The sequence below is a fragment of the Bacteroidota bacterium genome (genome assembly GCA_016711505.1).
Lineage (GTDB): Bacteria > Bacteroidota > Bacteroidia > AKYH767-A > 2013-40CM-41-45 > JADKIH01.
Genome location: JADJSV010000003.1, coordinates 232,386 through 245,686, shown reverse-complemented (window position 1 = coordinate 245,686; position 13,301 = coordinate 232,386). Strand labels below are relative to the sequence as shown.

The window sequence follows — 13,301 nt, the reverse complement described above, 5'->3', positions numbered from 1 at the left end:
CCCATTGTCTTGATTCAACCCCTTCCAAACGACATCCCCTGCAACTGCAACGAAGTCTTCACAACAGTTTCTGTTTCCGGTAAAAGTCGTTCGCCGATTGGATCCATGAGTTGTCTGTCATTTGCGCGTGGATTTTTTATGCGGCTGTCGATGGGATAAGCATTCATCTGGTCAGATGGAAAAGGTTCGAGCATTCCGGTGATCTCGTTGAGGTGTTCTGCTTTCAGCCATTTGCGTTCCTGACTTTGCGAAAGGATAACAGGCGAACGATGATGCGGGATCATTTGCAATAATGAATTTGAAACAGTGGTTATGATTGCAAATGAATTGGTTATATCACCGGTTTCAGGATCAGCCCATTTTTCCCAGATGCCGGCGAAAGCAAATGGTCGTTGCTGGTCGCGTAGATATACGACATATGGATGACTGAGTCCTTCGTTGGTGGTGCCTTCTATAAAAGCATCAGCGATAACTAAACATCGTTGTGAGCGAATTGCTCTTTTGAAAGATGGTTTAGAAATAATTCCTTTTCCTCCTGTGTAATTCGGATCGTTCTCTTTATTTCCATCACCTTCTGCACGTGCATTGAATAAATACATTTTTTTCTTCGCCCAGAATGGGGTCAAACCAAACTGAAAAAACTGAACTTTTGTTGGTTGATCATTCGTGATAACTGGCGCCATTGATCCCGGACCAATGTTAAAAGACGGCAATACATTCAAAGGAAGTTCGGGAACAGTTACGTTGAACCGTTTTTCAATTACTTCGACTTTGCTGACTACAACGTATCTTCCGCACATATTTCTTTGGGTAAATAGTAAGTGTTAAGTAGTGAGTAGCACCACCTACTAAATTTCAATTTAATAAATTTTACTTCAAATGATGAATCGAATTCACCGGGCTATCCTCTTTTCACTTTTCACTTTTCACTTTTCACTTTTCACTTTTCACTTTTCACTCTTCACTTTTCACTTTTCACTTTTAAAGGTGCGATAAACATCTTGTTGTTTCGGCCGGTCCTTAGGTACTTCCCGCAACGGTTCACACGGCTTCAGTGTGGCATATAACTCTGCCGGAAGATCCTGATACAATTTCGTGCCTTTGGTTTTCCATTCGATCATATCGTCGCTGACGTCTTTGATGATCTTTGCGGGATTACCGACTACGATCTTTCTTTCCGGAATTGCCATTCCATCGGGGACGAAACACAAAGCACCGATAATGCAATTATCACCGACGATTACATTATCCATTACAACGGCATTCATACCAACGAGAACATTTTTTCCTATTGTTCCACCATGAATGATGGCACCATGTCCTATGTGAGCATTTTCTTTTAACAGAACCGTTACACCCGGAAACATATGGATTGTACAATTCTCCTGAACATTGCAACCGTCACTGATAATTATTTCACCCCAGTCGCCGCGAATGGCTGCACCCGGACCGATATATACATTTTTTCCAATGATCACATTTCCCGTTACCGTTGCATTCGGATGAATGAACGATGATTCGTGTACGACAGGTTTGTAACCATTGAATTCAAAAATATTTGCCATGGAAATTTCTTTATACTTTTTCTATCACAACTGCATAACCCTGTCCTACTCCAATACACATTGTTGCCAGTGCATACCGTTTGTTTTGTTCATGCAATTCAAGAGCGGCAGAACCGATGATCCTTGCACCACTCATTCCTAGCGGATGACCTAATGCAATTGAACCACCATTCGGATTGATTCGTTTATCGTCATCTTTCAATCCCCATGAACGAATTACAGCAAGTGATTGTGCAGCGAATGCTTCATTTAATTCGATGATGTCAATATCGTTCCATGAAATTCCTGCACGCTTCAAAGCAATGTTAGCTGCTTCGACCGGACCAATTCCCATGATGCGCGGCTCTACTCCTATCGCTCCCATTGAAACGATCTTTGCAAGTGGTTTCAGATTATATTTTTTTACAGCAGCTTCTGATGCAAGTAAAAGTGCAGCAGCTCCGTCATTTAAACCGGCAGCATTTCCTGCAGTGACTGTTCCTTCTTTTCTGAAAGAAGGCTTTAATTTTGAAAGTCCTTCGAGAGATGAATCAGGTTTCATGAATTCGTCTTTGTCAAACATTTTCACTTCACCTTTCTTCTGTGGAATTTCTACGGGTACAATTTCTTTTGTGAATCTTCCTCGTTCCTGAGCAGCTTTTGCTTTCTGCTGACTGCTGAAACTGAATTTATCCTGATCAGCGCGTGAGATTTTATCACGGTCGACAAGATTCTCCGCTGTTTCTCCCATAGCATCAACTCCGAATTGTTCTTTCATTTTCGGGTTGATGAATCTCCAGCCGAAGCTACTGTCGAACAATTGTGCATCGCGACCATACGGTGTGCTCGTCTTCGACATTACCCATGGACCGCGCGTCATATTTTCCACACCACCGGCAATTATCATTTCTGCATCGCCAACCATAATTGCACGGGCGCCTGCAACTGTTGCAGATAATCCTGAAGCACAAAGTCGGTTCACAGTTTCTCCCGGAACATTGATCGGCAATCCTGCCATCAATGCAGCCATGCGGGCAACGTTTCTGTTGTCTTCACCGGACTGATTTGCACAGCCGAGAATGACATCACCAATCTGAGTGAAATCTACATTCGGATTGCGTTTGATTATTTCTTTGAGAACGATTACGGCAAGATCATCGGTGCGGATCGCTGCTAATGTGCCGGCGAAGCTACCGATGGGGGTGCGGATGTAATCGATTATATAGGCGTTGGTCATGATTTTGATAAATGTGGTGTTAATTTTTTCAAACACCAATTAATGATTCGTTTTTTTATCGCACCAATATGTGATCCCTCTGGGATCAATGCTGATGCTATCTTTTTTTCTACCGATATGTGATCCCTCTGGGATCAATGCGATGCTATCTTTTTTTTTCTACCGATATGTGATCCCTCTGGGATCAATGCTGATGCTATCTTTTTTTTTCTACCGATATGTGATCCCTCTGGGATCAGTTGAATTTGAGGTCAGTATTTAATTTTTAGGTGCACTAAATAACCTTTGACCTTTGACTCTTGACCTTTAACCAAATTTTGATTTTATGCTTAAACTTCCCATTGCTTTGGCGTCCGGTAGACAGTACCCTTAAACAACGCCACCGTTTCATCCAATTGATTTTTTATTGTTACTGAATATACTCCGATCTTATCTGTCAATGAAAGTTGTTCTGCAACTGCAGTGATCACATCTCCTTCTTTTACAGATTTTGTGTGTGAGATACTTGTTTCTACAGACACCGCCATTCGTCCATGACTGTTAGAAGCAAATGCAAGTGCGCTGTCGGCGAGTGAATACGTAATTCCGCCGTGAGCGATCTTGAATCCGTTCAGCATATCTTTTCTTACTGTCATTCGTAGGGTGCAATTTCCTTCACTTACATGAATGCGTTCAATTCCTAGCCACTGACTGAATCCGTCGTGGTTATACATTTTAGATACAACTTTATTTGCAAGAGATTCTTCGCTCATATCTTATCTGCGTTTTGTTCCGAAAAGCATTCCCATCAACCCGCGGGTTAATTCACGTGCGACTTGTTTCACAACAGGATTTTTTGAAACCGCAGCAATTCTGCCGCTAATATCAAATCCTTCATCTTCTTTTTGTGAGGACTTTTCTTTTTTACTTTCTTCTATTGACGGCGCCGACTCACCCTGAATTTTCTTTGTAAGCATTTCGTATGCACTGCTTCTGTCAATCACTTCATTATATGAACGGGCAATGCTGGAATTGTTTACAATTTCGTTTTGTTCTTCAGGAGTAAGAATATCCATTCGCGTAAACGGTGGAGCCAACAAAGTATGTACTAATGGAGCCGGAATTCCCTTTTCATTTAATACAGAGATCATCGCTTCACCGATTCCCATTTCTGTAATAAGTGAATCCGTTTTATAAAATTCTGTCTCCGGATAATTTTGTGCAACTAGTTTAATGTCTTTTCTGTCTTTCGCTGTGAAAGCACGCATAGCATGCTGGAATTTTGAACCCAACTGACTTAATACAGATTCAGGAATATCGCCGGGGACTTGTGTACAGAAATAAATTCCTACACCTTTCGATCGGATCAGGCGGATCACTTGTTCAAGTTGATCCATTAAAGCATCAGTTGCATCGTTAAAGATCAGATGTGCTTCATCGATGAAGATTGCAATTTTCGGTGCAGCTTTATCCCCCATTTCGGGAAATGTTTTATAGATCTCCGCAAGTAAACAAAGCATGAAAGTCGAGAATAATTTCGGTTTGTCCTGGATATCACAAAGTCGGATGATGTTTATATAACCATGACCATTCGAGTTCTTTCTCAAAAGATCATTTACTTCAAATGATTTTTCTCCGAAAAACTGACTTCCCCCTTGTTGCTCGAGTTCGAGAAGTTTCCGCATGATCACACCTGCAGTTGCAGGACTGATCGAACCATATTCTTTAATATGTTCCTTGCCTTCACTTGTCACATACCGTAACACTTCTCTGAAATCTTTTATATCCAGTAAAGGCATCTGATGATCATCACAAAATTTAAATACAATTGTGACAGCACCTTGTTGATTGTCGTTTAGTTCAAGAATTTTTGAAAGCAACAACGGACCAAATTCAGAAACCGTTGCACGTAGTCTTAATCCTTTTTCACCGGATATAGACATCAATTCAACCGGATATTGTTTGGGCTTCCATTCAATACCAATTTTAGCAACACGTTCTGCTATCTTCGGGTTATCAGTGCCGGGTCTTGCAACACCACTGAGATCACCTTTGATGTCCATCACTAAAACGCTTACACCTTTTTCAGAAAGTGATTCAGCAAGATGCTGGATCGTTTTTGTTTTACCTGTTCCGGTAGCACCGGCAATGAGTCCATGTCTGCTGACCATATTCAAAGGCCATTTGACATGAGTATTGACAACTGCTTCTTTGTTTAGCATTGCAGTTCCAATCAATATGGAATCACCTTGAAAAGCAAAAGCACTGTCTATTGTTGATTTAAAATCAGCCATATTATTTTTTGACGCTCTTAGAGCTGAATCTTCTTATGAATAGAATTTCTTTTTTTCGCGCCCGATTTTTTTCCAAACCGTTTTGCTTCGAACAATCTTTTCTGAGTAAGCGATGGCTTGTAACGTGCATCGTAAAAGAACTGTGTCCACACAGTTTCCGTTACTTTGTAATTGATATCATTCCCTATAAGATCCATTAATTCGAACGGACCCATTTTAAATCCACCGATTTCTTTCAATGCCCAATCAATTGTTGCAAATCCTTTAGTCCCGGACGGAATTCCTTCCCAACCTTCTTCGTAGATGCGAATAGATTCTCCGTAATAAGAACGAGCGAGACGGTTCACGATAAATCCGGGTGTATCTTTCGCAATGACGATCGTTTTTTTCCATCCGGATAAAAACGATTTAATTTTCTCTGCCAGCAATTCATCAGTTGTGATAGAAGGAATTACTTCTACCAATGGCATCAATGGTGCAGGATTGAAAAAATGAATTCCAATTATTCTCTGCGGGTGTTTACAAGCAGCAGCGATTGAAGTAATGGATAACGAAGAAGTATTAGAAGCGATAATGCAATCATCGGAAACGATCGATTCAATTTCTGCAAAAACACTTTGCTTGACAGCAAGGTCTTCAACAATTGCTTCAATGATCAGATCACATTTGCCAAAATCCATTAAGGCAGATGAAAATTTTATTCTGTTGATTATTTCAGAAACCTGTTCAGTTGTAAACTTTCCTTTTTCTACCAGTTTTACAAAAGTAGCCTTTAGCGATTCCTCTGCCTTCTTAAGTACGGTATGATTTGTATCGAGCAGAATCGTAGAATGACCTGCAGTGGCGGCTACCTGAGCAATTCCGGCACCCATGGTTCCGGCTCCAATAACGCCTATAATTGAGTTTTTTGAGAGTTCTTTCATAAATGTGAGGTCACAAAAGTAGCAATTATTTGCACCGTGTTACGAATTAAAATCAATGACTTTTTGCATATAATGCTGTTTTTCAATACTTTACAAAATCAGGTTTTCTCACAAAAACATCTTGATAAATATTGCATTATTCATCTGTTTACGTATATTTGCATCCCCAAAAATAAATACGGGTCAGCGAAATACGTCTGGCTGATAAGAACTTAAAAGAAACCAAATTTACAATGGCAAATCATAAATCGTCAATCAAACGCATCCGCAGCAACGAAGCTAAAAGAGATACAAACCGTTATCAGGCTAAAACACTTCGTAATGCAATTAAAAATTTCCGTGCAGTAACAAGTAAGACAGATGCTACAGCGCAACTTCCGAAACTTGCTTCCATGCTTGACCGTCTTGCCAAAAAAAGTGTGATCCACAAGAACAAAGCTTCTAACTTAAAAAGTGAATTAGCTATACACTTAACGCATTTAAAATAATCGGTTTTCATAGTAAAAAAGAAGGGACTTATGCGAGTCCCTTTTTTTTTGCCATAAATTTCGCAGAGTTCCCCGCTTTTATTGGATGCAGAATTCTTTATTACTTCTTTTCTTGCAAGATGGAAAACCATCTAAGTATAAAATCATGGTCGGAAGAAGATCGTCCCCGCGAAAAATTAATGCTAAAAGGCCGACATACTTTAACCGATGCGGAATTAATTGCCATTCTCATTTCAACCGGAAATCAGAATGAAAGTGCAGTTGAACTTGCCAGAAAAATTCTTCAGGAATGCGATAACAATCTGAATAAACTCAGTCGGTTGAATGTACAGGAACTGATGCGCCTGAAAGGCATTGGGAAAGCCAAAGCAATAACCATTCTTGCAGCACTTGAACTGGGAAAGCGTCGTAAAGAAGTTCAGGATACAAAGGCAATTCAAGTGACAGGTAGCAAAGATGCTGTAGATATTTTCCAGCCTTTATTGGGCGATCTTTTACACGAAGAATTCTGGGTACTTTTTCTGAATCGCGCGAACAGGATCATCAGCAAACAACAGATCAGTACAGGAGGAATGAGTGGGACAGTTGCCGATCCACGGATGATCTTTAAAGCAGCACTTGACCAGAAAGCTTTGTCAATTATACTTTGCCATAACCATCCTTCCGGAAATACTCAACCAAGTACAGCCGATATTCAACTAACGAAAAATATTGTTGAAGCCGGGAAGGTATTAGAGATCTCTGTATTGGATCATGTAATCATTACCCAGAATGGATATTATAGTTTTGCGGATGAAGGGGTCATTTGAAAGGAATGTGAAATGTATTTTTTTAACACTAAGACCACTAAGTTTTTGGCACAAGAGCACAAGTGAAAGTAAATATCACACTGTGTTCTTGTGACGAATTTTAGTGATCTTAGTGTTGAATACATTTTTGAGAAACATTTTCATACCTTAGCCCAACATTTAAACTCCCCGTTGGTCCTAGTATATACCACTTCTTCCACTCCTCGTCTGAGGTACATTTTTGATCTGATGCTAACCGATCTGGTAGGCATTGAATTCGAAATTACTCACGACGTAGATAAGTTTATTTTCTATAACGGACCGAAATTCAATTACAGCGAAAAGCAATTTGGAGAAGAACTGTTCTTCTTTGCCACACAATTTTTATTCGAAAAAAAGATCAAGCAGCAGGATCTTTCTGTACTTGACTGGCAGGATACGAAAGCATTTTTTGCAACACATCCCAAATACGTTTTACCGTTTGATCCATTTGCCGCATCATTTTATATGGTCAGCAGGTATGAAGAATATCTACCTTTTACAAAAGACAAACATGAACGTTTTGATGCAGCACAGAGTATGGCATTTCAAAAAGGATTTTTGCATAAACCAATTGTAAATATTTATGCAAAAAAGATCCGCGAGATCCTGGCAGAAGCATTTCCGAAATTGACATTTAAAGAACAAAGCTATCAGTACGTTTCAACGATAGATATTGACAATGCCTGGGCATTTAAAGAAAAAGGTTTTTTAAGAACAAGTGGAGCATTTTACGTTCTTTAAGCCGATTCGATTTTTCTGCAGTCATTGAAAGGCTTTCGGTAATCTTAAATAAGAAGCCGGATCCATATTACACTTACGATCATTTATTTGAGATTCAGAATAAGTATAAAATCAGCTCGATCTACTTTTTTCTTCTTGGCGACTATGCGGAGAACGATAAAAATGTTTCCGGAAGTCGTAAGAAATTTCAGTCACTGATAAAACAGATCGCAGACTATTGTGAAGTAGGAATCCATCCATCTTATGCTTCCAATCAGGATGTAGCAAAATTGTTTCTCGAGAAAAAACGTCTTGAGAAAATTGTCCGCCGGGACATTACCAAAAGCCGTCAGCATTTTCTGAAAATGAAATTACCGGAAACATACCATAATCTGATCGAGTATGATATTACGGATGATTATACTATGGGCTTTTCAGGTGAAGTAGGTTTTCGCGCAGGAATTTGTTCTTCCTTTTACTTCTACGATCTAAGCCGAGATACTCCGACACGATTACGCATTCATCCCTTTGCAGTAATGGATGCAACACTACGTTTTTACATGAAAGTTCAACCAGCTGAAGTAATGAGCTATGTTGGTCCGCTGATAAAAGAAGTAAAAGCAGTAAATGGAACGTTCATGTCTTTGTGGCACAATGAATCAATTTCAGATATAAAGCCATGGGAAGGCTGGAAAGAAGTTTATGAAGACATTGTAAAAGCAGCACATAAAAATTGATCAGGTATTTTCGCCATAGTGAAATAGACAAATCGAAGTGGGATAATTGCATCAAAGCTTCTCCTGCAGGTATTGCATATGCTGCATCCTGGTATCTTGATCTTGTTTCACCCGGATGGGAAGCCTTAATTGAAGATGATTATGCGGCAGTATTCCCATTAACTTCAAGAAGGAAATATGGTTTCAATTATTTATTTCAGCCATTTTTTACACAGCAGGGCGGCTTGTTCAAACAAGATGAATTTATTCATGCAGAAAAAACAAAATTGTTTTTAGAAAGTATCCCTTCTAAATTCAAACTTATAGAAATCAATCTGAATACATCAAATCAGATTGAATCATTCGGCGATTTTAAAATTTCAAAACGGAGAACCCATCATCTTTCTCTTAAAAATTCTATTGATGAATTGCGTAAAAATTATTCAGATAATTTAAAACGAAATTTAAAAAAAGCAAAACTTTCAAATCAAAAAATTGAATCCGGAAACGAACTGCGAACACTTACAGAAATTTTCCGGCAAGAGCGGGGAGCAGAAATTGCAGCATTAGGCGATAAAGAATACGATCTTCTCGAAAAAATGGTGGAGCAGGCTTACATCAGAAAAGAAATCGAAATCCTTTTTACAAGAAATCTTTCCGGTGAAATTACTGCCGGAGCAGTTTTTCTTCACTCCTGTTCCTCCTACATTTTTCTTTTTTCAGCAACCTCAAAAGAAGCCCGTGAATCAGGTTCCATGAGTTTGATCATTGATCATTTCATTGAAAGCCATCAAAGCGAGGATAAAGTGCTTGATTTTGAAGGTTCCATGAATGACGATCTTTCGCGATATTATCGCAGTTATGGTTCGCAAGAAATTGTATATTTACAAATCATAAAAAACACACTGCCAATACCTTTCCGTTGGTTTAAATAATCCCACCACTATGGTCCGTAATTTAAGTCTTAGCAATTCTATCATCAATCAGTTTGTCGCTGAATTGAGAGATGTCAACATTCAAAGCGATAGAATGCGCTTTCGGAAAAATCTTGAACGGATCGGAGAAATATTTGCTTACGAGATCTCAAAGACTCTCAACTTTGAATTGAAAGATGTAACAACTCCATTAGGCATTGCAAATGTTCCTGTGTTATCAGAGCAACCGATCGTCGGAACTATATTGCGTGCAGGACTTCCACTACACTATGGCTTATTGAATTATTTTGATTCAGCAGACAATGCTTTTATCAGTGCATACAGAAAGCATCATAAAGATGGCACTTTTGACATCAAACTTGAATATGTAGGTAGTCCATCATTAGATGGCAGAGTGCTGATTCTTTGCGACCCAATGCTAGCAACAGGTTCATCAATGGTGATGACATTTAAGGCATTGATGGATAAAGGAATTCCAAAACACACACATATAGTTTGTGCCCTTGCGAGTCTGGAGGGTATTGAATATGTAAAAAGAAATATGCCTGAAAATGTTACTATATGGGCAGCTGCCATTGACGAAGAGTTAACAGCTCAATCGTACATAGTTCCGGGACTTGGCGATGCCGGTGATCTTGCTTTTGGAAGTAAGTTGTAACAATTTACATTTTCATACGATTTAATTTTTTCTCTTTCGTTAGAGAATACAGGGTAAGATGGAAGGCTTTCTGAAGATATTGACATTGATTTTAATAAGCAGCGTTAAGTTTGCTTTCGGACCATCACCATGTTTTCGCCACCGGTAGCAGACACTCCGGAATTGCTCGAGATCCATTATCAGTATGTTGAAAGTATGGTGCCGCCGCAGAAAAAAATATTTACATCACGGACAAGAAAGATCGTCCGCATCTGGAGAAAATATGGATTGGTGGGTCTTGCTGCACTGACACCTGTCATTTTTTCAATCCCTCTAGGTACATTTTTTATGAGCAGACTTGAAAAAAACAAAAAGAAAATAATTTTCTACATGTTCGTTTCCATTACATCGTGGTCATTACTGATAACTACAATCTTTCAATTAACTCAGACTCGAACGATACACGAAATTTTAAAGTAGACTAAAGAATATTTGCTGTGAAAAAATACAACCATATCTTTTTTGACCTTGATCATACGCTATGGGACTTTGATAAAAATTCCAGTGAAACATTGTTGGAATTATATCATACACATAATCTTTTTAGTCTTGGCGTAAAGACTTTTGAAAGTTTTCATCACGCATACAAAGAAAGAAATGCCATGATGTGGGATGAATATCGTCTGGGGAAAATTGACAAAGCAACATTACGTGATAAACGATTTGTTTTTACATTCTGGGACCTTGGATTGGATCCTGATACTACTCCAAAGGCATTATCCGAAGATTATATTAAATTAAGTCCGGTCAGAAATCATTTATTCCCCACTCTCACGAAGTGCTTACTTATCTGAAGTCAAAATACAAACTCCATATTATTACCAATGGTTTTGAAGAAGCCCAGCATATAAAACTGGAAGCATCAGATCTGAAAAAATATTTTGAAGAAATTATTATCAGTGAGCACACAGGGTTCAAGAAACCTGACATTCGCATTTTTGAATTTGCAGAAAAACTTACCGGATCTAAACCGGAAGATTCAATTATGATCGGCGATGGACTGGAAGTAGATGTACTTGGTGCATTAGCTGCAGGATGGGATGCTGTATTTTTTTAATCCGAACCGGATTCCTCATTCTGAAAATTTGAAACACGAAATTGCATCTCTTGATCTGTTGCAGAAAATTTTATAGATAAATCAGCAAGCATAAAAAAAGCGGATGACCGATTGATCACCCGCTTAATCCAAATTTCTTTAGAATTATTTTGATTCTGACTTCGGAGCCGGAGTCGATGAAGCTTTAGCTTCATGCGTACAAGCAGCTTTTTGTTCAGGAGTACAAGCTTTAGCAGAAGCATTGTTTTTACAACAAGCTTTTGTAGCTTTTGTACAGCAAGATGCTTTTTCAGTAGCAGCAGGTGTCTTTTTATCAGATACAACCTTTGTCTCTTGAGCAAAAGTATTTACTGAAAGGAATGCAGCGAATGCTACCAGGGCGATGACTTTTTTCATTTTTCTGAATTATGATTAGTGAGTTAATTTTCTTGAATCAAAAATAAACATTTTTGTACAATTATACGCTGATTTTAACCCTTTAACGGACTGATTTGAAGCATATTCTTGCATTTAACAATGTTTAACGGCTTTTTTATAAAGAAATTGAATGCATTTCCTACTTTCACATCAGTTTTTGTATGGAATATTCGGAAAATTTAAAGGTAGCTTTTCAAAGCGTCAGAAGTCAGCTTTTGCGGACAGTTCTTACTGCGCTCATTATCGGAATTGGAATTATGGCACTTGTAGGAATTCTTACCGCCATAGATGCGATCAATGGGTCGATCAGTGAAAATTTTCAAAGCATGGGTTCTAATTCTTTCACCATTCAAAATCGTGGAATGAATATCCGCATTGGTAACAAAGGAAGGAAAGCTAAAAGATTCAAGCCAATTGATTATTATCAGGCTACACGTTTTGCAGATGATTTTAAATTTCCCGCAACAGTAAGTATCAGTACCTATGCATCACACGCTTCCACTGTAAAATGGAATGACAAAAAGACCAATCCGAATGTTAGTATTTTAGGCGGTAATGAAAATTACGTAAACACTGCGGGCTATAATATTGACAGAGGAAGAAATTTTTCCGCACATGAAATTCAGAATGGCGACAACGTTGTAATTCTTGGGAAAGATATTACAGATAAACTCTTTCTGACATCTGATCCAATAGATAAAATCGTTTCTCTTGGCAGTAATAAATACAGAGTAATCGGCACATTGAAAGAAAAAGGTTCTGCTATCGGATTTGGTGGAGATAAAATCTGTCTGATCCCGCTTTTCAATGTCAAACAAAATTACCATCGTGAAGGGATGTCTTTTTCAATAAATGTGAGCGTGCCCGATGTTGCCATGATGGATCCTGCAATTGGTGAAGCTACCGGTTTACTAAGAACAATCAGAGGCGTGCGAATTGGAGAAGAGGAAACGTTTGAGATCACAAAAAGTGATAGCATTGCACAGTTGTTCATCGAACAGATCGGATTTGTGCGACTGATTGCATATGTAATTGCATTCATCACATTGCTTGGTGCAGCAATTGGTCTTATGAATATCATGTTAGTATCAGTAACTGAACGTACCCGCGAAATCGGTATCAGAAAAGCATTAGGAGCTACTCCTTCGATCATCCGCCGACAATTTTTATTTGAAGCGATTTTAATATGTCAGATGGGTGGCTTGATCGGTGTTTTCTTAGGTATTCTCGTTGGAAATATCATGAGTCTTTTACTTGACTCCGGATTTATCATACCATGGAACTGGATCATCCTGGGATTATTCATTTGTTTTATAGTCGGAATTGTTTCAGGATTTTATCCTGCAGCAAAAGCAGCGAAGTTGGATCCGATTGAAGCACTAAGGTATGAGTGATGGATTTTTAGATTCGTAATTCAGGATCGGTAATTAGTAATTAGTTCGTTATTAGTTATTATATTTGTTC

The 13,301-nt window shown here is 38.7% G+C and carries 17 protein-coding genes; 10 read left to right on the top strand and 7 right to left on the bottom strand.

All coding sequences use genetic code 11. From position 1 onward, the window contains the following. Positions 1-14: 14 nt before the first annotated feature. From IPL24_06965 to IPL24_06940, 6 genes are all read right to left on the bottom strand, one after another. On the bottom strand, positions 15-800 hold the full coding sequence (locus IPL24_06965; GenBank protein ID MBK8363425.1) for an SOS response-associated peptidase: 786 nt from the start codon (positions 798-800) through the stop codon (positions 15-17). A 168-nt stretch (positions 801-968) separates the two neighbouring features. Next, a complete protein-coding gene (locus tag IPL24_06960) occupies positions 969-1,565 on the bottom strand; it encodes a transferase hexapeptide repeat family protein (GenBank protein MBK8363424.1) in 597 nt (198 codons plus the stop codon). Positions 1,566-1,575: 10 nt separating this feature from the next. Beyond that, positions 1,576-2,781 carry a 3-oxoadipyl-CoA thiolase gene (pcaF, locus tag IPL24_06955; protein ID MBK8363423.1) on the bottom strand — a complete coding sequence of 402 codons (1,206 nt, stop codon included), beginning with the start codon at positions 2,779-2,781 and terminating at the stop codon, positions 1,576-1,578. A 329-nt stretch (positions 2,782-3,110) separates the two neighbouring features. After that, on the bottom strand, positions 3,111-3,533 hold the full coding sequence (locus IPL24_06950; GenBank protein MBK8363422.1) for a hotdog fold thioesterase: 423 nt from the start codon (positions 3,531-3,533) through the stop codon (positions 3,111-3,113). Positions 3,534-3,536: 3 nt separating this feature from the next. After that, entirely contained in the window at positions 3,537-5,054 is a 1,518-nt protein-coding gene (locus IPL24_06945; protein MBK8363421.1) for a DUF853 family protein, read from the bottom strand. Between the two features lie 17 nt (positions 5,055-5,071). Then, the gene (locus tag IPL24_06940) at positions 5,072-5,977 is read right to left on the bottom strand and encodes a 3-hydroxybutyryl-CoA dehydrogenase (protein ID MBK8363420.1); all 906 of its coding nucleotides are present in this window, start codon (positions 5,975-5,977) and stop codon (positions 5,072-5,074) included. A 233-nt stretch (positions 5,978-6,210) separates the two neighbouring features. Between IPL24_06940 and IPL24_06935 the strand changes: the two genes are divergently transcribed. From IPL24_06935 to IPL24_06895, 9 genes are all read left to right on the top strand, one after another. Then, entirely contained in the window at positions 6,211-6,465 is a 255-nt protein-coding gene (locus tag IPL24_06935; GenBank protein ID MBK8363419.1) for a 30S ribosomal protein S20, read from the top strand. A 119-nt stretch (positions 6,466-6,584) separates the two neighbouring features. Continuing rightward, entirely contained in the window at positions 6,585-7,274 is a 690-nt protein-coding gene (gene radC, locus IPL24_06930; protein ID MBK8363418.1) for a DNA repair protein RadC, read from the top strand. A gap of 171 nt (positions 7,275-7,445) precedes the next feature. Further along, positions 7,446-8,036: a hypothetical protein gene (locus IPL24_06925; protein ID MBK8363417.1), complete on the top strand. Its 591-nt coding sequence runs from the start codon at positions 7,446-7,448 to the stop codon at positions 8,034-8,036. 269 nt (positions 8,037-8,305) lie between these two features. Then, entirely contained in the window at positions 8,306-8,752 is a 447-nt protein-coding gene (locus IPL24_06920; GenBank protein ID MBK8363416.1) for a hypothetical protein, read from the top strand. Then, positions 8,749-9,666, top strand: coding sequence for a hypothetical protein (locus tag IPL24_06915; GenBank protein ID MBK8363415.1), 918 nt, complete (start codon positions 8,749-8,751; stop codon positions 9,664-9,666). Before IPL24_06920 ends, IPL24_06915 begins: the two co-directional genes overlap by 4 nt. A 10-nt stretch (positions 9,667-9,676) precedes the next feature. After that, positions 9,677-10,324, top strand: a complete 648-nt coding sequence (gene upp / locus IPL24_06910; GenBank protein ID MBK8363414.1) for a uracil phosphoribosyltransferase — start codon at positions 9,677-9,679, stop codon at positions 10,322-10,324. 129 nt (positions 10,325-10,453) lie between these two features. Next, positions 10,454-10,783 (top strand): hypothetical protein, encoded by a 330-nt coding sequence (locus tag IPL24_06905; GenBank protein MBK8363413.1) that lies wholly within the window; start codon positions 10,454-10,456, stop codon positions 10,781-10,783. Between the two features lie 17 nt (positions 10,784-10,800). Further along, positions 10,801-11,157 carry a hypothetical protein gene (locus IPL24_06900; protein ID MBK8363412.1) on the top strand — a complete coding sequence of 119 codons (357 nt, stop codon included), beginning with the start codon at positions 10,801-10,803 and terminating at the stop codon, positions 11,155-11,157. After that, complete coding sequence (locus tag IPL24_06895) at positions 11,142-11,420, top strand: HAD-IA family hydrolase (GenBank protein ID MBK8363411.1); 279 nt, start codon at positions 11,142-11,144, stop codon at positions 11,418-11,420. Before IPL24_06900 ends, IPL24_06895 begins: the two co-directional genes overlap by 16 nt. Positions 11,421-11,564: 144 nt before the next feature. On the opposite strand, the gene IPL24_06890 is transcribed toward IPL24_06895, so the two are convergent. Continuing rightward, entirely contained in the window at positions 11,565-11,816 is a 252-nt protein-coding gene (locus tag IPL24_06890; GenBank protein ID MBK8363410.1) for a hypothetical protein, read from the bottom strand. Between the two features lie 182 nt (positions 11,817-11,998). Here IPL24_06890 and IPL24_06885 point away from each other — a divergent pair, with 182 nt between their 5' ends. Then, complete coding sequence (locus IPL24_06885; protein ID MBK8363409.1) at positions 11,999-13,231, top strand: ABC transporter permease; 1,233 nt, start codon at positions 11,999-12,001, stop codon at positions 13,229-13,231. The last annotated feature ends 70 nt before the right edge of the window (positions 13,232-13,301 follow it).